Source organism: Streptomyces sp. NPDC005281, assembly GCF_040607495.1.
GTDB lineage: Bacteria > Actinomycetota > Actinomycetes > Streptomycetales > Streptomycetaceae > Streptomyces.
Genome location: NZ_JBEXGX010000001.1, coordinates 250,637 through 270,969, shown reverse-complemented (window position 1 = coordinate 270,969; position 20,333 = coordinate 250,637). Strand labels below are relative to the sequence as shown.

18 protein-coding genes and 1 tRNA gene are annotated in these 20,333 nt (G+C 69.8%); 10 read left to right on the top strand and 9 right to left on the bottom strand.

Going from position 1 to position 20,333, the window contains the following annotated elements; translation table 11 throughout:
• Positions 1 to 250 precede the first annotated feature (250 nt).
• The 3 genes from ABZV42_RS01180 to ABZV42_RS01170 form a co-directional block, all read right to left on the bottom strand.
• Entirely contained in the window at positions 251 to 1,099 is an 849-nt protein-coding gene (locus ABZV42_RS01180; RefSeq protein WP_355977876.1) for a MerR family transcriptional regulator, read from the bottom strand.
• A 139-nt stretch (positions 1,100 to 1,238) separates the two neighbouring features.
• On the bottom strand, positions 1,239 to 1,745 hold the full coding sequence (locus ABZV42_RS01175; protein WP_355977879.1) for a glutathione peroxidase: 507 nt from the start codon (positions 1,743 to 1,745) through the stop codon (positions 1,239 to 1,241).
• Between the two features lie 9 nt (positions 1,746 to 1,754).
• Entirely contained in the window at positions 1,755 to 2,762 is a 1,008-nt protein-coding gene (locus ABZV42_RS01170; protein ID WP_355977882.1) for a winged helix-turn-helix domain-containing protein, read from the bottom strand.
• A 94-nt stretch (positions 2,763 to 2,856) separates the two neighbouring features.
• On the opposite strand from ABZV42_RS01170, the gene ABZV42_RS01165 reads away from it, so the two are divergent.
• Complete coding sequence (locus ABZV42_RS01165) at positions 2,857 to 4,089, top strand: MFS transporter (RefSeq protein WP_356050598.1); 1,233 nt, start codon at positions 2,857 to 2,859, stop codon at positions 4,087 to 4,089.
• Positions 4,090 to 4,248: 159 nt separating this feature from the next.
• Entirely contained in the window at positions 4,249 to 5,121 is an 873-nt protein-coding gene (locus ABZV42_RS01160) for a calcium-binding protein (protein ID WP_356050597.1), read from the top strand.
• 108 nt (positions 5,122 to 5,229) lie between these two features.
• Here ABZV42_RS01160 and ABZV42_RS01155 read toward each other — a convergent pair whose 3' ends face one another.
• Complete coding sequence (locus ABZV42_RS01155; RefSeq protein ID WP_355977891.1) at positions 5,230 to 5,418, bottom strand: hypothetical protein; 189 nt, start codon at positions 5,416 to 5,418, stop codon at positions 5,230 to 5,232.
• 287 nt (positions 5,419 to 5,705) lie between these two features.
• On the opposite strand from ABZV42_RS01155, the gene ABZV42_RS01150 reads away from it, so the two are divergent.
• Together ABZV42_RS01150 and ABZV42_RS01145 are read left to right on the top strand one after the other, a co-directional pair.
• Positions 5,706 to 6,005, top strand: a complete 300-nt coding sequence (locus ABZV42_RS01150) for a hypothetical protein (RefSeq protein WP_355977894.1) — start codon at positions 5,706 to 5,708, stop codon at positions 6,003 to 6,005.
• Between the two features lie 224 nt (positions 6,006 to 6,229).
• Positions 6,230 to 6,838 carry a hypothetical protein gene (locus ABZV42_RS01145; RefSeq protein ID WP_356050596.1) on the top strand — a complete coding sequence of 203 codons (609 nt, stop codon included), beginning with the start codon at positions 6,230 to 6,232 and terminating at the stop codon, positions 6,836 to 6,838.
• Here the strand turns inward: ABZV42_RS01145 and ABZV42_RS01140 are convergent.
• Entirely contained in the window at positions 6,826 to 7,803 is a 978-nt protein-coding gene (locus tag ABZV42_RS01140) for a hypothetical protein (protein WP_356050595.1), read from the bottom strand. The genes ABZV42_RS01145 and ABZV42_RS01140 overlap by 13 nt on opposite strands.
• Positions 7,804 to 8,268: 465 nt before the next feature.
• The gene (locus tag ABZV42_RS01135; RefSeq protein ID WP_356050702.1) at positions 8,269 to 10,317 is read right to left on the bottom strand and encodes a hypothetical protein; all 2,049 of its coding nucleotides are present in this window, start codon (positions 10,315 to 10,317) and stop codon (positions 8,269 to 8,271) included.
• A gap of 590 nt (positions 10,318 to 10,907) precedes the next feature.
• Between ABZV42_RS01135 and ABZV42_RS01130 the strand changes: the two genes are divergently transcribed.
• From ABZV42_RS01130 to ABZV42_RS01120, 3 genes are all read left to right on the top strand, one after another.
• A complete protein-coding gene (locus ABZV42_RS01130) occupies positions 10,908 to 12,566 on the top strand; it encodes a hypothetical protein (protein ID WP_356050594.1) in 1,659 nt (552 codons plus the stop codon).
• 1,007 nt (positions 12,567 to 13,573) lie between these two features.
• Positions 13,574 to 13,807, top strand: a complete 234-nt coding sequence (locus ABZV42_RS01125; RefSeq protein WP_355982061.1) for a hypothetical protein — start codon at positions 13,574 to 13,576, stop codon at positions 13,805 to 13,807.
• A gap of 255 nt (positions 13,808 to 14,062) precedes the next feature.
• Positions 14,063 to 14,797 carry a hypothetical protein gene (locus ABZV42_RS01120; RefSeq protein ID WP_356050593.1) on the top strand — a complete coding sequence of 245 codons (735 nt, stop codon included), beginning with the start codon at positions 14,063 to 14,065 and terminating at the stop codon, positions 14,795 to 14,797.
• 580 nt (positions 14,798 to 15,377) lie between these two features.
• On the opposite strand, the gene ABZV42_RS01115 is transcribed toward ABZV42_RS01120, so the two are convergent.
• Positions 15,378 to 15,438: transfer RNA gene (locus ABZV42_RS01115), tRNA-OTHER, on the bottom strand.
• A gap of 169 nt (positions 15,439 to 15,607) precedes the next feature.
• Positions 15,608 to 16,204 (bottom strand): TetR family transcriptional regulator, encoded by a 597-nt coding sequence (locus ABZV42_RS01110; protein WP_356050592.1) that lies wholly within the window; start codon positions 16,202 to 16,204, stop codon positions 15,608 to 15,610.
• A gap of 278 nt (positions 16,205 to 16,482) precedes the next feature.
• On the opposite strand from ABZV42_RS01110, the gene ABZV42_RS01105 reads away from it, so the two are divergent.
• From ABZV42_RS01105 to ABZV42_RS01095, 3 genes are read left to right on the top strand one after another with little or no spacing between them, the layout of a single operon-like run.
• Positions 16,483 to 18,039 carry an MFS transporter gene (locus ABZV42_RS01105; RefSeq protein ID WP_356050591.1) on the top strand — a complete coding sequence of 519 codons (1,557 nt, stop codon included), beginning with the start codon at positions 16,483 to 16,485 and terminating at the stop codon, positions 18,037 to 18,039.
• Complete coding sequence (locus ABZV42_RS01100; protein ID WP_356050590.1) at positions 18,036 to 18,236, top strand: hypothetical protein; 201 nt, start codon at positions 18,036 to 18,038, stop codon at positions 18,234 to 18,236. Before ABZV42_RS01105 ends, ABZV42_RS01100 begins: the two co-directional genes overlap by 4 nt.
• Before the next feature lie 49 nt (positions 18,237 to 18,285).
• The gene (locus tag ABZV42_RS01095; protein ID WP_356050589.1) at positions 18,286 to 19,188 is read left to right on the top strand and encodes an NmrA family NAD(P)-binding protein; all 903 of its coding nucleotides are present in this window, start codon (positions 18,286 to 18,288) and stop codon (positions 19,186 to 19,188) included.
• A gap of 502 nt (positions 19,189 to 19,690) precedes the next feature.
• On the opposite strand, the gene ABZV42_RS01090 is transcribed toward ABZV42_RS01095, so the two are convergent.
• Positions 19,691 to 20,317, bottom strand: a complete 627-nt coding sequence (locus ABZV42_RS01090; protein WP_356050588.1) for a hypothetical protein — start codon at positions 20,315 to 20,317, stop codon at positions 19,691 to 19,693.
• Positions 20,318 to 20,333 lie beyond the last annotated feature (16 nt).

Sequence of the window (20,333 nt, the reverse complement as noted above, 5' to 3'; positions counted from 1 at the left end):
GCGGCGGGACCGGCCATGTCACCGGTCGTGCGCCCGGACCGGTGACGTCGCCTGTCGTGCGCCCGGGCCGGTCAAGTCACCGGTCGTGCGGCGGGACCGGCCATGTCACCGGTCGTGCGCCCGGACCGGTGACGTCGCCTGTCGTGCGCCCGGGCCGGTCAAGTCACCGGTCGTGCGGCGGGGCCGGTCAAGTCACCGGCCTTGCGCTCGGACCGGTGACGTCGCCTGTCGTGCGGCCGGACCAGCCGGGTCACCTCACCGGGAACGCGACATCGCACACCGGGTCCTCCGGGCCCGCCGCGTCCCAGTCGGCGAAGTAGATCTCCCGGCACGGGCCGTCGACGGACAGCCCCCGCTCGCCGACCCAGGTCTCGACCGCCTCGAAGGCGGCGAGGATCTGCGGGTGGGCGACCTGGGCCTTGCCGATCCGGACGAAGGCGATGCTCCGGGCCGGCTCGACCCGCACCCCGGCCCCGGTGGCCCGGCCCTGCCGCTCCGCCCAGGCCCTCGCGGCCGCCTCGTCGGCGACCGGCACGCACGCCTCGGCCGGACCGTCGCTCTCCAGGCCGACCTCGGCGTGGTACACGACGAACGGCGGGCCCGTGATGCCCCCGGCCTCCCGGGCCCCCGCCTCCAGCCGCCCCAGTGAGCCGGGGATCCAGACCGGCAGCTCGGGCGCGAGGACGTGCCGTGTCTCGGTCAGCACGACCTGCTCGGGCACCTCGGCGGTCTCGACGACGAACTTCTCGAACATCTCGGAACTCCTTCCGGAAAGACGTCCACGGAGGTAGCCGACGAGCGTCCGCTGCGAGGCGAACCGAGCCTCGGCACCGTCCCAGTACGCGGCGAGCAGCGAGGCCGCTTCCGGGCCGCGCGCCTCCACCACGTCCGCGATCCGGGCCAGCGGCATGTCCAGCTGGCGCAGCAGCGCGACGAGCCGGGCCCGTTCGGTCTGCTCGGCGCGGTAGTAGCGGTAGCCGCTGACCTCGTCGACGTACGCCGGGGTCAGCAGCCCCAGCCGGTCGTACAGCCGCAGCGCCTTCGCCGAGAGCCGCGCCCGCGAGGCGAACGCGCCGATGGTGAGCAGATCCTTGTCCACCCGGCCATCCTCCCCGTCACGCCGGTCGTCCTCCGTCACCGGGCGCCTTCCGCCCGGTGACAGGGACGCTCCCCCTTGACCCAGGGGCAAGGTCAACGGACCGCGGGGGTCCCGGGGGCCGGCCGACGGCCGCCCGGTGTCAGGCGACGGCCTTCTCGACGGCGGAGACGAGCTCGGCCGACTCCGGCTCGGTCTGCGGGGAGAAGCGGCCGACGACCGTACCGTCCCGCCCGATCAGGAACTTCTCGAAGTTCCAGCGGATGTCGCCGGAGTGCCCCTCGGCGTCGGCGGTGCCCACCAGACGCTCGTACAGGCCGTGCCGCGCGTCACCGTTCACCTCGACCTTCTCGGTCATCGGGAAGGTCACGCCGTAGGTCGCGGAGCAGAACTCGGCGATCTCCTCGGAGCTGCCGGGCTCCTGGCCGAGGAACTGGTTGCAGGGCACGCCGAGGACGGTGAAGCCCTGGTCGGCGTAGCGCGCGTGCAGCCGCTCGAGACCGGCGTACTGCGGGGTCAGCCCGCACTTGGAGGCCACGTTCACGATGAGGACGGCCTTGCCCGCGTACTGGGACAGACCGGCGGAGCCCCCCTGAAGGGATCCGATCTCGATGTCGAGCACAGAGGAAGAGGTGTTGTCAGTAGTCATAAGCGGATGCTAACTCCGGTAGGTGACGGCCCCACCGGTCCGGCCGCTCCGTCCCCGGCGCTGAGCTGTGACAAGCACCTCACCCGCCGCCGTCCGCGAGTACAGCACCGACCGCCCGGCCCGCCGCCGCTCCACGAGCCGCGCGTCCAGCAGCACCCGCAGATGGCGACCGACCGACCCCAGCCCCTGCCCGGTCACGGCGACCAGCTGACTGGTGGACAGGGGCGAGTCGAGGCGGACCAGGACTCCGGCCCGGGCCGTCCCGAGCAGTGCCCCGAGGCTCTCCGGCACCACCGCGGCCCCCGCGTCGGCCAGCGCCCCCGAGCACGGGTAGACCACGGCGTAGCGGCGTGACTCCTCCCAGGACACCCATCCGGCCTTCGGTGTGACGGGGACGAAGACGAGCTGGGCGCCGGAGATCTCGCGCGGCGGATACTCGTGCAGGTTGACCTGGAGCCGGTTGTCGCCGAGCCAGCGGGTCCCGGGCCGCAGTCCGTCCAGCGCCGCCGCCCAGCCGCCCTGGCCCAGCCGCGCGGTCCGCGCCACCACATCGGCCTCCAGAACCCGCCGCCGCCGCTCCCAGTCGGGGCGTACGGACTCCTCCCACACGGCGGTGAGCAGCGCGGCGGCCCGCTCGGGCAGATCGTCGCGGTCCGCGAGGGCGGCGGGCAGCGGGCCGCCCACCGCGCGGACGAGCTGGCCGCGGGCGTCGCCGGGCGGGACGTCCCGGATCCGGGCGACCTCGGTCCCGAAGGTCTCGTCGCCGTACGGGGGCGGGGTCAGGAAGTCGGCGATCCACTCCCGCCCGAGCCCGCAGCGCACGAGCGGCGCGGTGAGCGGGTCGGCGGCCAGCAGAGCGCGGTACGCCGGCAGGTGGGCGTCAAGCCAGGCGCGTTCACCGGGGTGCGTGGCGGTGTCCGCGTGCAGCAGCTTCAGACAGGCGAACGTCTCGGCGAGCGGCGACAGCACGAAACGGCTTCCGGCGAGGGTGTCCGCGTTCACCTGCCACCAGCCCATGCGCTTCCCCCCTCTCTCCGCCGGGCCTTCCCCGGAGGTTTCGCGTCTGCGCGAAACAGTATCGACCGTCCGTGCTGCCCCACAGACTCCGCGGATGCGCAGCTACTCCGAGCTCTTCCGCACGCGGGAGTTCACCCCGCTCTTCCTGTCCTCCTGCTTCAGAACCGCCGCCTCCACGGTGAGCGGTCTGGCCCTCGGCATCCTGGTGTACCGGGCGACCGGCTCACCGCTGCTCACGGCGCTGAGCATGTTCGGCCCCTCGCTCGCCCAGATGGTCGGCGCGGCCACCATGCTCTCGGCCGCCGACCGGCTGCCGCCGCGCGCGACGGTCGCGGGCATCGCGCTTCTGTTCGGGCTGGGCACGGCGGCCATGGCGATCCCCGGTCTCCCCGTCTGGACCATCTTCGTCCTGCTCCTGCTCCTCGGTCTGATCCAGTCCTTCGGTGGTGGGGTCCTGTGGGGCCTGCTGACCGAGATCCTCGCCAAGGAGGGCTATCTGCTGGGGCGTTCGGTGTTCAACATGATGAGCGGGATCGCCCAGATCACCGGATACGCCACCGGTGGCGTCCTCGTGGCCCTGCTCTCCCCGCGCGTCACACTCCTCCTCGCGGCCGGCCTGTACCTGGCGGCCGCCCTGACCGCCCGGCTCGGCCTGACACCCCGGGCGCCCCGAGCCCTGGGCCGCCCGTCCGTCGCCCGGACCTGGAGCACGAACGCCCGCCTCTTCTCCTCCCCGGAACGCCGGACCCTCTATCTCCTGCTCTGGGTGCCGAACGGCCTGGTCGTCGGCTGCGAATCGCTGTTCGTGTCGTACGCGCCCGACCGGGCCGGCGTGCTGTTCGCCTTCGCGGCCCTCGGCATGTTCGCCGGGGACGTGACGACCGGACGCCTGCTGCCGCCCCGGATCCGTGCCCGCCTGGGCATCCCGTTCCTGCTGCTGCTCGCGACGCCGTACCTCCTCTTCGTCCTGCGTCCGGGCGTGGCCGTGGCCGCCGCTCTCGCCGCCCTCGCCTCGATCGGCTTCGGGTCGAGCCTGATCCAGCAGGAACGGCTGGTGGCCCTCATCCCCGACGAACTCAGCGGCCACGCTCTCGGGCTCCATACGGCGGGCATGCTGACCATGCAGGGCGTGAGCGCGGCGCTGGCGGGCGGAATCGCCCAACTCGCCTCGCCCGCGACGGCGATGACGGTGATGGCCGCGGCCTCGGTCGTCGTGACGCTGGCCCTGGCTCCCTCGCTGCGACGCCGTCGCGACCCGCTCCCGGAGAGCCAACGCCCGGAGCCGTCCGCGCCAAGGGGGCGACAACCCGAGGTGAACTCTCCCTGAACCGGCGAAGGTTGTACGACCGGGGTCACAACCCCCCGTCCCCCACCGGTGTCGAACCGGATGCCTGGGCGCCTGCGTCCGGCGTCCACAGTCCCGGAACGGCGGACCCGTCGGGCCCGCCGGGTCCGCAGGGCCGCAGAAACCCACCGAGGGGGAACCATGTTCAACCGTCGTACCGCCGTCCTTCCGAACGTGCTGGCGCTGGTCGCCGCCACGGCCGCCGTGTCCGCGGCGGTCGTGGCCCCGACGGCGAGCGCCGCGACCGCCGCGAGCGCCACGGCGGTCTCCACCGGCCAGAAGCTCTACTACACGGCAGCCGCGGGCCAGACGAACCACCTGAAGATCTCCTGGGCCCTCGGTGCGACCGACCCCGACTCCCAACTCGCCGACTACATCTACACGTTCGACGACACGGTGAGGATCTCTCTCGGTGCGGGCTGTGTCCGGCCCTCCTCGGGCGACACCACCCAGGCGGTCTGCACGGTCACCGAGCCCAACACCTCGGCCTCCGACCTCGACACCCTGATCGTCAGCCTCGGGGACGGCAACGACAGCGCGACCGTCGACCCCGGCAACGTCGGCTACTCCCGCATCTACGGCGGGACCGGCAACGACACCCTCACCGGCCACGGCCGCGACGTCCTCTACGGCCAGGACGGCAAAGACCACCTGTCCGGGGGCGGCGTCTACGGCGAGGGCGCGTTCGGCGGCGCGGGCGACGACACCCTCACCTCCTGCGGCTACACCTGCCACGGCGGCGCGGGCAACGACGTCCTGAGCGGCGATGTGAGCGAGGCCGACGGCAGTTACGTCGACTACGACAACAGCCTCTACGGCGACGACGGCAACGACACGATCTACGGCAACGCGGGCGCCGACCTGATCCAGGGCGGCCGCGGCAACGACCGCCTCTACGGCGGCTCCGGCAACGACAAGATCTACGGCAACAGCGGCAACGACCTCCTCCACGGAGGCCCCGGCACGGACACCCTGTCAGGCGGCCCGGGAACCGACCACGTGTACCAGTACTGACGAGCCGACCACCACCCACTCCCGCCCGGGGACCCCGCCCACCAGGGCGCCTCCCCGGGCGGCGTCCACATGGTGCGAGCACGACGTGAGGGCCGGCTGCCGCCGCCCCTACCGCTTCTGCGCCCTGTATCGCTTCATCAGGGCGACGATCCGTGTGTGGTCGGACGGGCCGTTGAGCTCGGTCACGAGGTCGTCGGGGCACAACTCGTAGAGGTCGCCCCACCAACGGCGTGCCCGGTTGTCCCAGATCCGGTATCCACCCGGCACCCCCCTGGAGACGTACCGCCTCCGGCTCACAGGAATCAGCCCCTCCCGCGCGGTCGGCGGCGAAAGGCGCCACCGGTGACACGACCACCACCCCGTCCCTCCGGGAGTGGAGGGCCCGACACGAGCGTACGAGGGCTTTCGGAGGCGCCGGTGTGCCTCCGCGCGCTCTGTCGGGCGCGGCTCGGCGGATGGAACGATCCCGGTGCCCGGTACCGGCAGGGGCACGCCTTTGGCCGTCGTGGAGATGTGAGCGGCGGCGAGTGCATGTTTGCTGGTCCGAGAGCGGCTTCACCACTACGAACAGCAAGGGGCCGGACATGGCAATCGTGATGTCGATGCACTGGGCGGAAGCCACACCCGAGCAGTACGACACGGTGCGGGACGCCGTCCAATGGGAGGAGATTCCGGGGGCCGGCGGTCAGGTGCACGTGGCCTGGTTCGACGCCCAGGGCCTGCACGTCACCGACGTCTGGGAGTCCCAGCAGGCGTTCGAGACCTTCTTCGCCGAACGCCTCGCCCCCGCGATCCAGAAGGCCGGCCTCCCCGGCGCCCCCGACACCTCCTTCAACCAGCTCCACCGGCGCTACATCGCCCCGGGCGTCACCGGCGCCGCCTAGGCGTATCGAGGAGCGCACACGGTTCCGTACGCGTGAAGGCGGGCAATCGGGCTGTGGCGCTCGGCCTGCCGTGAGCCCCGGCCGCTGCCGGGCGGCGGCAAATGTCCGATCCGGGCGGGATCGCGTGCCCGGCTGCCGTGGCGTGCGGAACGCCGTGAAGCGTTCCGCCGCTCGAGCACGGAATTGCGGTTACGCCACCGAGGTCATCTGGTTCACCATGGGGTGTGCGATTCGATTCCGTTCCCATGCCGGCGGCCGTCGAGGCCCGGCCTCGTGACAGCCGCGGCTATCCCGTACCCGCCATCACCCCGTGGGAGGACGACGAGCCCCGGTTCGCGCTCACCGACTACGGGCGCAGCGCCGAGTGCGCGCGGCAGCGGCTGTGTTCGGTGTGCGACACCCTGATGTCCAGGGGGCCGGTGTGGCGGGTGGTCGGGGCGGCGGAGAGCGCGGCGATCCGCGAAGCGCTCGACGCCGGGCGGCCGTACCGCAACATGGCGGCGACCCTGGAGGCTCCGGGGCACCGCGCGTGCATGCTCTACGCCTCGATGGTCTGCCCGTATCTGGCGCGGCCCAACGCACGGCGGGGGCTGACGGCGGAAAGCCCGGACGACATGACCGCGCATGTCGTCCGGGGCGCCGTTCGTGGCGAGATGGGTGCCGTCGTGGGCTACGGCGACTACGAGTTCGCCGTCACCAAGGCCCAGGTCCTGTTCCGCTTCCTCGACGTGGTCGAGTACCTGCCGCATGACACGGCCGACCAGCACCTGCCGGAGCTCCAGGCCGAACTCGCCCGCTCCGGCGGCCGGTTGGGCGGCGGTCAGCCGCGGTAGGCGGGCAGCCCGGTGTGCGCGGAGACCTTGACGGGCGTGCCGAAGCCGTGGGCGGTCTTCGTGATGGTGTAGGTACCGCTCGGGGCGCGGAAGGCGATGGTCCTGCCGTTGGGCGACCAGGCGGGCTCGGTGTAGTCCGTGGTGGCGCCGGGGGTGACGTCCTTGACGACGCTGCTGGAGCCGCCGAAGTCCTCGACGAAGAGGTGGTCGTGCCCGTGGACGGAGCGGACGAAGACGACTTCCTCGTTGTCGGGGGAGAGGGCGGGCTCGGAACCCTTGACCAGCGCGCCGCCCTGCTGGCGCAGGTAGTCGTCGCGGATGTAGACCTCGCCGGTGTGGGTGTTCTCGTAGACGGCCGTGCCGTAGCTGCCGCCGACGTTCGGCCAGGTGTTGCCGGTCTGGGGGACGTTGCCCTCTCCCGGTTCGCCGTTCAGGCTGATCTTGGCCGGCTTGCCGTGGTTGCTGGTGGCCTTGACGCTCTCCAGGACGGTGCTGCCGTGGATCTTGGCCGAGAAGATGATGTTGTTCTTCGCGGGGATCTGGTTCGACCGGTCGGCGGCGGTCACCTGCCAGGTCGGGTGGGACCAGGTCTGCCCGCCCGGGTTGGCGGCGACGGTGACGCGGTGGCTGCCGTCCGGGTCGGAGACGACGAGGTTGCCGTGCCCGTCGACGAACGCGGCCTTGCTGCCGCTGGGGTTCCAGGCCAGGTCCCGGACGACGGTGCCGAAGTCGATCGACCTGCCGTTGACCAGCACGTGGCGCGTGCCGTCGCTGATGGTCACTCCCCTGGGCACGGTGAGAGTGTGCGCGGACGAGGCCGCGGCGACCATCGCGGCACTGCCCTTGACGCCACCGGCGGAGGACGGAGCGGCCATCGCGTTGGTGGCCGCGCCGCACAGGGCGAGCAGCGCGGCGGCACCCGCGGTGACGACGGCTGCGGTGCTCCGACGATTACGAGCGGACATCGAGGTTCCCCCTGAGATGTGAACGGCGCGGCGCTGAGAGTCCCGAGGGAACCGCCCGCCGCCCCCGGGACCTGAGCCGGTCCGCTCGGCCTGCCGCCCCCTCGCGATGAGACAAGTCTTCCGCCGCAGAGCGACGGAGCTGTGCGCTCGCCGTCACAGCTGAGTAATAGGCCATGGCGGGCCGGACGGTCTCACCGGAGGATCTCCGGCGTAGGCGATCTCACCGGAGGAACTCCGGTACAGGGGGACCGTGTCCTACGGGGAGCCGGTCACACGGAGGAGCCGGTCGCACGGAGCCGTGTCGCACGAAGGAGCCGTGTTGCACGGAGCCGTGTCCCATGGAGGAGCCGGTCGCACGGAGTCGTGTCGAACGGGGGAGCCGTGTCGCACGGAGCCGCCGGTATCCGCACCGACTGCTGCGGATACCGGCGGCTCCATGAGACACCCTCGTTCACGCCTGGCGACTCAGCTCCTGACGCTCTCGCTGTCCAGCGCCGCCCCGGTGTCCCGCTGGCTCGGGATCGCGGGGAGTCCCGGGACCGCCGGTACCGCCGGGACAACCGGGGGCGTCCCCGGCGCCGTGGCTGCCCGGCGCTCGTCGGCCGCCGCGCACAAGGCACGGGCGGCGTCGTTGAAGCGAACGACGGACGGCGGGTCGGACGGGCCCAGCAGATGCAGTTTGAGCTCGGCGCGGGCCTCGGCGTAGGGGTCCTTCTCGGGGTGCCGCACCGCCTCCAGCAGGGCCGGTACGCCGGAGCCGTCGGGAGTGAGGACGGCGCCCGCCCGGACAGTGGGGAAGGCGTCGCGGAAATCCTGCTCGGAAAGGCCGCTGGTGTTCGCCACGGCGTACGGCTTCTCGCTCGCCAGATAGTCGGAGATGACGCTGGAGACATCGCTGACCAGCACATCGGCGACGTTGAAGCAGGCGTAGACGGTCGGCCGCGCCCCGACGACGATCTGGTGCTCCCACGCGGGGAACGAGGCCCAGTGCGCGGCCTCCCAGTCGGCGGTGGCGGTGGCCACGGCCGCGGACCGGCCGGGTTCCGGGACGGTCTGGAGCAGCATCCGCTCCGCGTCGTCCGCGCTCGCCCGGAACGAGGACGTGGTCAGCCGGTCCAGTTCGGCGGTCCGGCCGGCCAGTTCCGCCGCCGCGGAGGGCGCCGGCCGCTCATCGGCGTGCTCCGTGGCGCGCAGAACGCTCGCGGCGCGGATCATCTCCTGGATCCGGGCGTTGGCGGTTCCGGCCGAGGGGACGACCGAGCCGGTCAGCGGGTGCGGCTTGTAAAGGAGCCGGACCTTCGGGTCGGCCAGCAGGGCGCGGACGATGTTCTCGCCGGCCTCGATGATCGAGGTGTTGCCCGGGTTGCCGTCCCACCCTTCCCAGGTGGGGGCGTAGAGAACCGTGGTGTACGAGCCCGCGGGCGCACCGGTGTACGGCTCGATCCTGTCCAGCTGCGGGCGTCCGATCTCCACGACGTCCCTGTCGTCGATGCCCACGCTCGCCAGGGCGTACCGCTCGCGCGCCGCCGGACCCGCCACCCACACCTCGTCGTACGCCTTCGCGTACGGATTGCAGCTGGACAGCTTGTCGCTCTCGCCGTGGTTGACGAAGGCGTGCTTGATGCTGGGGATGCGCAGCACCTGCGAGGTCTTGCCGGAGTTCGAGGGGTGGATCAGCGTCTTCAGCGTGGACTGCTCCAGCCTCATCAGGTCGGCGACCTTCGGCAGGCACACGATCGGGATGTCGGTGGACGCGATCTGCTTCACCATGAAGCGCTCACGCAGCACGATCAGCGGACGGCCTTCCAGCCGGGCCAGCGGCTCCAGCCACATGTTCGCCTGGTACGCCGAGCTCGTGCCGCCGGAGAAGTACATGCCCACCGTCGGCTGGTACTCCGCGAGCCATGCCTCGAACCACTCCAGCGTCTGATCGTTCCCCTGCGGCCTGCGTCCCGGCAGCAGCCGCAGCAGCAGCGCGCCGACGGCCACCACGGCGAAGGCGGCGGACACGGCGATTCCCGCGGCGGCCCACAAGACCGAGCCGCCCGTCGTCGTGATCAGCAGGCCGGCCATCGAGGGCAGGGAGAACATGAGGAGCCGTTGCCCGGAGCGCTGTGTCAGCAGAGCCGGGGGAGCGGGGCTCAGCCGCAGTGCCGAGGCGTCGATGTTCCGGGTCACCACAGGCAGGGTGCGGCTGCGGCGTACGAGGATCGCGAGTGCCTGGCACGCGAAGTGCAGGGCGTAGAACAGCAGCAGACCGCAGATGAGAGCCAGGTACTTCGTCTCGTAGTCCTGGTCCTCGATGCGGATCAGGCCGGTCACCACGAGAAGGTCACGGACGACCTGGCGGACGAACACGGTCGCGTGCAGCTTCCCGAGGGCGGCGGCGGTCTGCCGCTGCCATCGGTGCATGGCGAAGTCGGCCGCGAGCCCGAGAGCGGTGGAGGCCACCAGCAGGGGGATGCTGGGGAGAAGGGCGCCTACCGCCTGCAAGGCGAACGACACGGCGAGCACCGCGGGCAGGAGGAGGCGTGCCGCTGCGGTGCGCAGCCGAGCAAGCACGGGTGATGCTGACACTTCGTGGGCTCCAGGCGACTCAACATCCTCGAGCGTCGACTTCTTACCTTCGGATCGGAGACCACGAAGGTAAGAAGCCGGTGCATATTGGATGTTCTTTTTTCAAGAAGGTGGTCGGACTTTACCTGTTGGGTGGCCAGGATTCACCTGTGAGTTTGACGGCATACATCTGAGCGGGGAGCACCGACGCTCATATCAGACATTGCCCTCTAAGGGTGCTTATCTCCTGAATGGTGAACTTGAGCACCGTTCGGGTCGGCACCCCGGCAGGGTTCGAATTCCCGAGCGACCGCCTGAAGAGAGGCCGAGAAGCTCGGCGGATCGAAGGACCGTTCCGCGACGTCCTCGCGCTCGCGGGTCCTGGCGCCGGAGTACGGAAGCGTCCGCCGATCGAGCCCCGTGCGGCGTGATGGCATGGCCCGGCGCCGAGCCGGAGATCCTTGCACAACTGCCCAGTAACTGCGTTGTCGGAGCAGGGGAGTTGGTGTGTAGTGGCCTCGCGCATCAGCATCTGGAAGGAGAAGGGAATGATCAGACTCAGACGCCTGCTCGTGTCGATGACGGCGGCCGGAGTCGCGTGCATCCTGAGCGCGGGCCCCGGGGTCGCCGCGGCGCGGCACCACACGGCGGCGGGTGCCTCTTCGGCGATGGGCGTTTCGGCACTGTCGTTCGGCGCCAGGTCGGTCGATGCCACCTCGGGGTCGGCCACCATCGAACTGACCTGGACCATGACCTCGTCCAATCCGGACGCCTCCGGCTTCGGGGGCGACATCCACATACGCCGGATGAACGCGAGGACCGGCGCCTACTTGGGCACCGAGCTCGCCGCCGGCTTCGACTCCCAGGGGTCACCGTCCGGCGACGTCACCATCAAGGCCGGTGCCACCTCCGCCTCGGCCACGTACACCTGGACCATCCCCGTCCCGCAGTACGGAGCCACGAAGAAGACGACCTGGGCGGTCGAGAAGATCCACGGCGGCGACGGCGCCGGCGACTCGATCGACTGGACCGCACCCCGGCTGTCCTTGTTCCCGCGCACCTTCATCGCCAGGACCACGGTGGACCAGGGCGTCCCGAGCCTCGACCGGATCGCCCTGGCGCAAGGGACGCGGGCCACCGTCTACGAAGCCCCGGGCCAAGGCGCCACGCTGAGATACCAGCTCGACAGCCAGGAGAACGAGTCCGGCGTGTACGGCGGAACGGTCGTGGCCACCGGTCCGAACGGTCGTACAGTCCGTGGATCTTTCGCCATCGGCTGGGACTGGAGCGAGGGCTACCAGGGCTGCGGCTACATCGGCTGGATACAGCGACAGGTGCTCGACTGTGCCGTGACACTGCCGTTGCCGGCCGGCTTGCCTGAGGGCGACTGGAAGGTCACCGAGGTGGACCTGACCAGCAACGCCGGAGTCACCCACGCCTACACCGGGCTGTCCGAAGCCGCGGTGCACGTGACCTCCGACAGTGTGCTGTCGGCGACCGGCTTCGCGTTCACCCCGAGCCAGATCGACAGCTGGCACTCGCCCGTCGAGACCGCACAGCTCTCGCTCCGGCCTTCCGGCGCCCTGGGCGGGATCAGCTCCGTCCAGCTGACGGACTGGGGGAACAACGCCAATCGGTGCGACCAACTGTCCACCACTCCGACCGTCCAGGCGGACGGCACGATCACCGTGCCGGTGCGTGGGACGCGAGGCCAGTTCAGCTGCGTGCTCACCGGGCTGATCATCACCGACGGTCACGGGGACCAGGCCGTCTACGGTTCATCGCTGGGTGCCCCGGACATCGGTGCCACCCTGACCAACATCCCTGACACCGTGCTGCCCACGGTGGACGCGGTCACGATCAACCCGGACACCATGGCGGCCAACGACACCCAGACGTGGATCAAGCTGACGATCGACGTGTCCGCCTCCACCGCCGGGGTGAACGGCATCGACCTGTACCTGATCGACGCCTCCGGGCAGGCCGCCCCGATTCAATCCGGCGGTGTGACCACCACCTTCTCGGGTCCGATCGACGAGTACATCACCCTGCCACGGGGCACCGCGCCCGGCGTGTACAGCATCGGCTTCAGGCTCCAGGACCAGGCGTACAAGACCGTGAGCTACGGCCTGCCCGGCAGCGGCAGCCGGCCGATGCCCGGCGGCCCGGTCACCTTGAGAGTCACCGACCCGGCAACCGCGGGCTGACCGGCCGGGACAGCTCCGGGGCTTCAGCCGCGAACGAGTCAAGCCCACGAACACCCGAGGGCCGGTCCAGGAGGAAACGCCTCCCGGACCGGCCCTGCCCCACACCTCGGGAAGTGACGGGGCGCCGTCCGGAGTGCTGCCGTCGAACTCGAGGGCCCGCACCTGTCCTGGGTGCAGTTCGAGGCGAGGCGGGCCTACGGACGGTGCCCCGCCGCCCGGACCCTTGCGACCGAGGTCTTCGGCCTGGTCGAGGAGGCGAAGTGTCTGCGCGAGACGGGCACGTCAAAGGCCCGCCTGTGTGAACTTGGCGATCCGGCAGCCGCTTTGGTGCGACTCCCGGCCGGGTTCAGCAGCCCTTGACCGGGTGAGAAGCGGGCGGCGCTGTCGCTTGCAGGCTCCAGTCGGGTGGCTCGACACCGGGCCCGCCGAGTAGTTGGGCCGAAGCCCGGCCACCGCCGGCCAGCCTCTTGTGCCACGTCAACTCGCCCTGAGCGGGAGGGCTTTGGTCGAACGTCCAGCCCAGATCCCGCATGGCGGTCCGTATATGTGCGGCAACGTGAAGCGCGGACCCGCCTCCAGTGAAGTCGACAGCGACGGTCGCGTCGTTCCAACCGTAAGTCGACGTTGTTCCGTCGCACGAGTCCCATCGCGGCTCGAAGCTCTGCTTCATCGTGACGTGTGCGCCCGACGGCACCACGGACAGCACCGGGTGAATCGCCTTGAGCCGTCGATGCCCCGGATCAGGGTTCCCGACCGGCCCCGGAGTCCCGCTGCATCCCGTCAGTGCCACGACTGTTGCGACCACGGCGGCAGACATCACACCGTGCGCCGAACGACGCCCGATCCCCCACATGAAGGCAATGGTCACACATCACATGCCGGTCCGACACCGCGCCGAAACGCCGCTGCCGCGTTGCCCAGGCCGCTCCGGCGGACCAGGTGCGGGCGTCCTCGGCGCCCCCTGCAACAATGCCGCGACGTGACGTCGGCAGAGGGGGTCGGGCAAGGTGGCACCGCTGGTCCTTCGTGGTGTGCTCGCGCTGCTCGCGGGCAGCGCTTTCATGTCGGTGGCATGCGGCTACCGCGGTGTCGACGTGTGGGTGTGGGACTGGGCGGACGTATCGTTCACCCGGCGGACCCGGTACGGAACCCCCTGGAAAAGCCTTACCACCATGCGGATCTATTTCGGGATCGCGGGAGTCGCCCTTTTGGCAGTCGGGCTGTACGCCCTGACGCGCTGACAGCAGCAGCCGTCTCCGCGTGCCGCGCTGGTGAGGTGAACTGGGTTCGAACCCGGCTCCGGACCAAGATCGGCCCGGGGCCTTCGCCCGTGTGCCCCCGGCAGGATTCGAACATGCGACACCCGTTTTAGGAGTTCGATCCCGCGGCCCCCGGACCGCCCTCGCAGTGCTATCGGTGGAGCGCGGACGTTCGCTCAATGCCGCCTGCGTCCAACGTCGTTGATGTCAGCCGTGGATGTCGGGTTGGATGGGCCGATGGAGCGCATCGAGGCTGAGTTGTTCACCGATGGCGGCAACGACGCCGTGGTTCGCATGCCGGGTAGACGGTTTCCCGGGGTCGTGGTGCAGGGCGACTCCCTTCACATCCTCCGCGGTGACGTGGCCGAGGTGGCGGAGGCATGCGAGCGAGGCGACCTGGATGAAGCTCGGGACTCCGCCGGCCTCCTGCTGGCGAACCTCGATGCTCTGCTGGCGCGGTACGAGGCAGCGTTGGACGAGCACGAGATTCCGCGGCCGTACGGCCCGCTCCGTGTCCTGGTTCCCCGTGGGTCCCCGCTCGTTCTGGCACGAGAGTGGGACGGACCGAGGGCCGTCAAACCGGGTGGGCGCATCCATGGCGTGCAGGGCAGGGCGCGGCCGGCGGGATCCTGGATCATCGCGTGTATGACGCAGGGCGAGCATGTGCTGAGGCTGGCCGATCTTCGGCGAGCCTGTTCAGTACTCCTGGACGAGGCGGAACGTCGGTTCGGCCATGAGCTGGACCTCTCCGAGTTGCCCGTGGATTACTACTGGAGCCTCGACGTTGCAGCCGCGTTCGACATGAGTGAAACGCCGACAGCGCAGCTTGCCTGCGGACAGGTCGGCGACGATGTCGCCGAGATCGCGGCGCTTGTACGGCGAGGCCCCGAGGACGTGATCGCCCTGTGGCACGATCTCGATCACCTTGCCGGTGTGCTGCGCCTGCTCGCGCACCTCGATCTGCCGCGGTGAGCCCAGGGGACAATCTTGAAAACCGTCATGGCGCGAGTCACCTTGGGATCAAATCCCACACCCACCGCAGGTGAACGGCCCCCGGCCGGTCCCGAACCTCGAAGTCCATCGCACCGCGGAGCCGGGGCTTGATGATCCGGGGGATGGAAGGGAAACGTGCCTTTAATGAAGGGGAGCAGGAGGGGCCGCTGCTCTCCCGAGGGATCGGCGTAGGGCGTGTCTGCTGTGTACGCGCAGCGGGTCGCTCGCTTCGAAGGCTTCCCGAAGGGCGGTCTCCGCCGACTCGAGTGTCTGCTGAAGGCGGCCTGCCTCGGCCCGCGTCCCGTCGGTCCAATCGCGGACCGGCCCGTTCGCTCGGACATGGTCAGCCATAGACACGCGTGCTGTGTAGGTAGCGGATTGCAGGGCCACAAGGGAGTCGGGAACCTGTATGTCGTCCACCTCCACATGCTAGGAACGGCGGGGGAAGTGCCATAGGGCAGTGGCAGGGGCAGGACGTACTGGCACGCGAGTGGCACGGCATCGGAAACGGCAAAGGGCCAGCCCGGGAGGAAACCCTCCTGAGCTGGCCCTTTCCCTGTGCCCCCGGCAGGATTCGAACCTGCGACACCCGCTTTAGGAGTTCTACCAACTGAACGGGCCGCCGGGGTACCAAGCCCGTGGCAGGGCACGGCGAGTGTTCTGGGGGGGGCTCAGGACCGGTTCAGTGTGCTGACGTTGCCGTCAGGAACTGCCGTCGCTCTTCATCTCGTCCATGGCTGCGTCGACTTGCGGGCCCGGACGGCGGCTCGCGCCGTCAGCCGGCCTCGGTCAGTCCGTGCGGTGCCGCGTGTCGTACGGCCCGGAGCCGCTCTTGGTGAGAGCCGTGCGTGCGGCCTGCAGCAGTTCTTCGGAGATCGGGTCGCCCCGCGTGGCGCGGGCGAGGACGAGGGCCCCGACCATGGTGCAGAGCTGGGCCATGCCGTCGTCGTCGCCGGTGGCCAGCCGGGCGGCTCGGTTCCGTACCCCGTTGATGTAGACGCGCTGGGAGCGGGCGGCCTGGTCGGGTTCGCGCCCCAGGTCGGCGGCGAATCCGGAGACGGGGCAGCCGTCCCCGGCGTGATCGCGGTGCCAGGCCGAGAGGTATCGCTCGATCAGCGTGCGGCGGGCGGCTTCGTGGTCCCCGGCGGGCTCCTCCAGCCCGGCCGGCGAGTGTGCCGCCGGATCCTCGAAGGCGTGGGTGATGGCCTCGTCGACCAGGTCCTCCTTGGAGGCGAACTGTTTGTAGAACGCGCCGTGCGTGAGTCCGGAGGCCTTCATCAGGTCGGCGATGCTGACCGCGGTGCCCTTCTCGCGGAACATCCGGGAGGCGGTGGCCACGACGTACTGCCGGTTCTCCTGCGCTTGCGCCTTGGACGCGCGGCCCACGGGATCACTCTCCTCAAATAACTGTCGCTTGTCATCTATCTTATCTTGTGTTTAGTCTGATTGCGACATCTATTTCGTCGGCGGGCCCACCTGCAGGTCAGGCGGGGCCTTGCGCTGCCTCTCGCCGTCCGAGGCCGACGGCCTCCGCCCGGCAATCGCAGAACCATCGACAGCACTGGAGACCCCTCGTGGCATCACCACCCACTCCCGCCGAGTCCTCGACACCCGTGCCGTCCACGCCACCCGTGCCGCCCGCCCGGCGACCAAGGGTTTCCGAGGTGGTCCACCGCCGGCGCTGGGCCATCCTGGCCGTGCTCGCGTTCAGCCTCCTGGTGGTGATGCTGGACAATTCGATCCTCAACGTGGCGATGAAGACCATCGCCCAGCCTGCTCCCACCGGACTCGGCGCCACCCAGAGCCAGCTGGAGTGGGCGGTCAATTCCTACACGCTGGTCTTCGCCGGACTGCTCTTCACCGCGGGTCTGCTGGGTGACCGGCTCGGCCGCAAGAAGGTGCTGCTCTTCGGCATGGCCGTGTTCGGTGTGGGATCCGTGCTGTCCGCGCTGTCGGACTCCTCCGGGCAGCTCATCACCTTCCGTGCCGTGATGGGCTTCGGCGGTGCCTTCATCCTGCCCGCCACCCTGGCGATCATCATGAACGTTTTCGAGCCCGAGGAGCAGGCCAAGGCGATCGGCATCTGGACCGGTGTGGTCGGTTTCGCCATAGCCGCCGGCCCCATCGCCGGCGGCGTTCTCCTGGAGCACTTCTGGTGGGGCTCGGTCTTCCTGGTCAATGTGCCGATCGTGGTCGCCGCGATGGTCGCGATGGTGGCGATCGTCCCCGACTCCAAGGACCCCAGACCCGGCAGGCTCGACCCGGTCGGCGTGCTGCTGTCGATCGTCGGTCTGGCGGTGCTGGTCTACGGCATCATCAAGGGCGGCCAGCTGGGCGACTTCACCCGGCCCGAGGTGTGGGCGACGATCCTGGGCGGCCTGGCGGTCCTTGCCGGCTTCGTGGTGTACGAGGCCCGCAGCGACCATCCGGCCCTCGACGTCACGTACTTCCGCAACCGGCGGTTCTCCGCCTCCGTCGCCGCCATCGGCCTGGTCTTCTTCGCGCTCATGGGCGTCACGTTCTTCAGCGTCTTCTACAACCAGAGCGTGCGCGGCTACAGCGTCCTGCAGTCCGGACTGCTCGTGCTGCCGCTGGCCGCCTCCCAGATGTTCTTCGCTCCGCGAGCCCGGCTGGCCGTCAACCGCTTCGGCGCCCGGGCCGTGTGCACCGCCGGCCTCGTCCTGACCGCCGTGGCCTTCGCCGGCTTCCTGCTGCTTGGTCAGGACACCCCGATCTGGGTGCTGGAGGTGCTGTTCTTCCTGATGGGCACGGGGATGGCCCATGTGATGCCGCCCGCCACCGTCATGATCATGTCGTCGCTGCCGAGGGAGAAGGCCGGCTCCGGATCCGCGGTCAACAACACTTTCCGGCAGGTCGGCGGGGCCATGGGCGTCGCCGTGCTGGGGTCGCTGCTGTCCACCACCTACCGCAGCGGCATCGACGGCCACCTGGACGTACTGCCCACCTCCGACCGGCACGCCGCCGGTGAATCCATCCAGGCGACCCTTACCGTCGGCGAGAAGCTGGGACCGGCCGGCAGGGCGCTGGTGCAGCCCGCGCACGACGCCTTCATCCACGCCATGCACATCACCGCGGTGGGGTCCGCAGCCGTCGCCCTGGTCGGCGCGGTCGTCGTACTGGTCTTCCTGCCGGGCAAGGCTGCCGCTGCGGCCGCCAGCGGTACTAGGCCCCGGCGACAGACCGTCCGAGCCCGACGGTGATCACGAACCATCCCCGCGAGACAGCGGAGGCGACCGCCTGCCGGGGACGTCCCCACGGTGACGTCGCCGAAACCGTCGTCATCGAGACGGTACTGCGGCCGCTCGAAGAGGCCGCCACGACGTATGAAATCGCCACACGGACCCACGGTGACCTCGCGGCGGCGATCGCCTTGCCGACGGCTCCGCTGACGCTCTGATCACACCTCAACTCGGATATTTTCCATTACTTTCGAAGGAGCTCGCCCGATGGTTGCCAACAACCTTGTCCTTGTCCCAGGTGCCGGCGGCGTGGGCCGCGCAGTCTTCGAACACCTGCGTGCTCAGGATGTGCCGGTGCGCTTCATGGTCCGACGTGACGACGAGCGGGCCGCTGAGCTGCGGGCACTGGGCGCAGAGGTCGTCATCGGTGACCTGACCCGGCCCGAGACGGTAGCGGCCGCGCTGCAGGGCGTGGCGCGGATGTACTTCGGGATGCGCGTGTCGCCGGACCATCTGCTGGCGGCGACCGTGGTGGCTTCCGTTGCGAAGGAGTACGGGAAGCTGGAGGCCCTGGTCGACCTGTCGCAGATGACGGTGTCCCAGATGACCGCCACCAGCACGGAGGAGTCGCACCAGCAGCGGCTGCACTGGCTGGCGGAGCAGGTGCTCGACTGGTCGGGTCTGCCGGTGGTGCACATCCGGCCGACGGCGTTCCTGGACACTCCGCTGTTCACCACGATGGCGGCGCGGTCGATTCAGGAGAACGGCACCATCGCGCTGCCGTTCGGCACCGGACACACCTCGCCGGTCGCCGTGGACGACGTCGCCCGGGTCATCGCCACCGTGCTCCGCGACCCGGCTCCCCACATCGGCCAGGTCTACGAGCTGACTGGGCCGCGCTCGGTCGACATGACGGAGCTGGCCGCGGAATTCTCCCGGGCGCTGGACAGGCCGGTGTCCTATGTGGACATGCCCCCGGAGCGGTGGGAGGCCTACCTTCCGAAGCTGGGGATGCCCCCGCACCTCGAACAGCACGTCGCCGCCATGGCCCGACTGCACCGGGACGACCGTTACAACCGCACCGCCGACGGCGTCGAGCGCGTGACGGGCATCCCCGCCCAGTCCATCGAGGCGTTCGTATCAGCCCGAAAGGACTTCTACCTTGGCTGAACCGACCTGTCTCCGTTAGTGCCCGATGCGGGGCCATGATCTTCGAGGCTCCCGCCAAGGTGGCTGGCTGAGGTCGTTGAGCCGACTGCCCTGGCCACGACGTGTTCTGACCTCATGCCCTGTGTGTCTGCCTCTTGGGTGGGAGCAGGCGGTCGGCGGTGCCGAGCGGGGCGGAGACGTGAGCGGGCACCGCCGGTCGCCTACTTGCCACCGGTGGGTCGTTGCCGTCAAAACGCCCCGGACCATCCCGGCCCGGGGCGTTGACCCTGGTCACACGTGTGCCCCCGGCAGGATTCGAACCTGCGACACCCGCTTTAGGAGTTCGATCCCAGCGCGACACCACCTGCCGAGACCCGGCTCTCGCACCTGCACCCAGTCTGATCCGGACCGAGCAGATCCGTCGCCGTCCGACGACGTTGATGTCAGATGTGGATGTCAGTCGCTGCCGATCGGGCACGGCTTCGGAAGTCGTTGCGACGTCCGGCGTACGCGCTTGTCGACGTCAGGCGGAGACCTTAGGGGCAACTGACGCGCCGTTGCCGAGGAGGAATTGGAGCAGGGCGGCGTCGTGGGGACGCAGCCAGTAGGGCTCGTTGCCGAGATCCACAGCTGCGGTGAATCCCATTCGGGCTTGGACGGCATTCTGCTGCTGGCGCTCATGACGTACGGCGACCGGGCCCTGAAGGTTGATCGGCTGGTCAATACCACCCTTCCCGCGCTTGCGCCAGGCCAGCCGGACCTCGCCTTCCGGAGACTGATGCAGGAGCACGTAGCCGAGGGTCTGACTACCGTCGCGCACACCGTGCGAGAGCATGCTGAGACGGGCTCCTCGCCGAAGCCGCTCGGCGTCGGCCTCGACAGTGCGGGAGGCTCTCAGCCCGAGGCGGGTGACCAGCTTTCCGACCCAGCCACGGTTCAAGGCAGAGGTCGCCTGTGTCCCTTGCGGAGCCGGGAGGAAGGAGGCCGGAAGTAGCGCCCGGAGCAACGGCTCAAGAACAAAAAAGAAGATCACCAAGCCCAGCAGGCCGAGTGGCATCCCGCCCAACGCCTGGCCGGTGAAAAACAGGCCGAGGCTGATGGCGATCGTGAGCAAAAATTGTATCTGAAGACGGACGTTCATGGTTCCCACCAGTGCGTTTCCTGTT

What these genes read in the sequence shown, in the direction of transcription:
- ABZV42_RS01175 (WP_355977879.1), bottom strand. Translation starts at nt 1,745, where the DNA reads ATGACTACTGACAACACCTCTTCCTCTGTGCTCGACATCGAGATCGGA.
- ABZV42_RS01170 (WP_355977882.1), bottom strand. Translation starts at nt 2,762, where the DNA reads ATGGGCTGGTGGCAGGTGAACGCGGACACCCTCGCCGGAAGCCGTTTC.
- ABZV42_RS01165 (WP_356050598.1), top strand. Translation starts at nt 2,857, where the DNA reads ATGCGCAGCTACTCCGAGCTCTTCCGCACGCGGGAGTTCACCCCGCTC.
- ABZV42_RS01160 (WP_356050597.1), top strand. Translation starts at nt 4,249, where the DNA reads ATGTTCAACCGTCGTACCGCCGTCCTTCCGAACGTGCTGGCGCTGGTC.
- ABZV42_RS01150 (WP_355977894.1), top strand. Translation starts at nt 5,706, where the DNA reads ATGGCAATCGTGATGTCGATGCACTGGGCGGAAGCCACACCCGAGCAG.
- ABZV42_RS01140 (WP_356050595.1), bottom strand. Translation starts at nt 7,803, where the DNA reads ATGTCCGCTCGTAATCGTCGGAGCACCGCAGCCGTCGTCACCGCGGGT.
- ABZV42_RS01130 (WP_356050594.1), top strand. Translation starts at nt 10,908, where the DNA reads ATGATCAGACTCAGACGCCTGCTCGTGTCGATGACGGCGGCCGGAGTC.
- ABZV42_RS01120 (WP_356050593.1), top strand. Translation starts at nt 14,063, where the DNA reads ATGGAGCGCATCGAGGCTGAGTTGTTCACCGATGGCGGCAACGACGCC.
- ABZV42_RS01095 (WP_356050589.1), top strand. Translation starts at nt 18,286, where the DNA reads ATGGTTGCCAACAACCTTGTCCTTGTCCCAGGTGCCGGCGGCGTGGGC.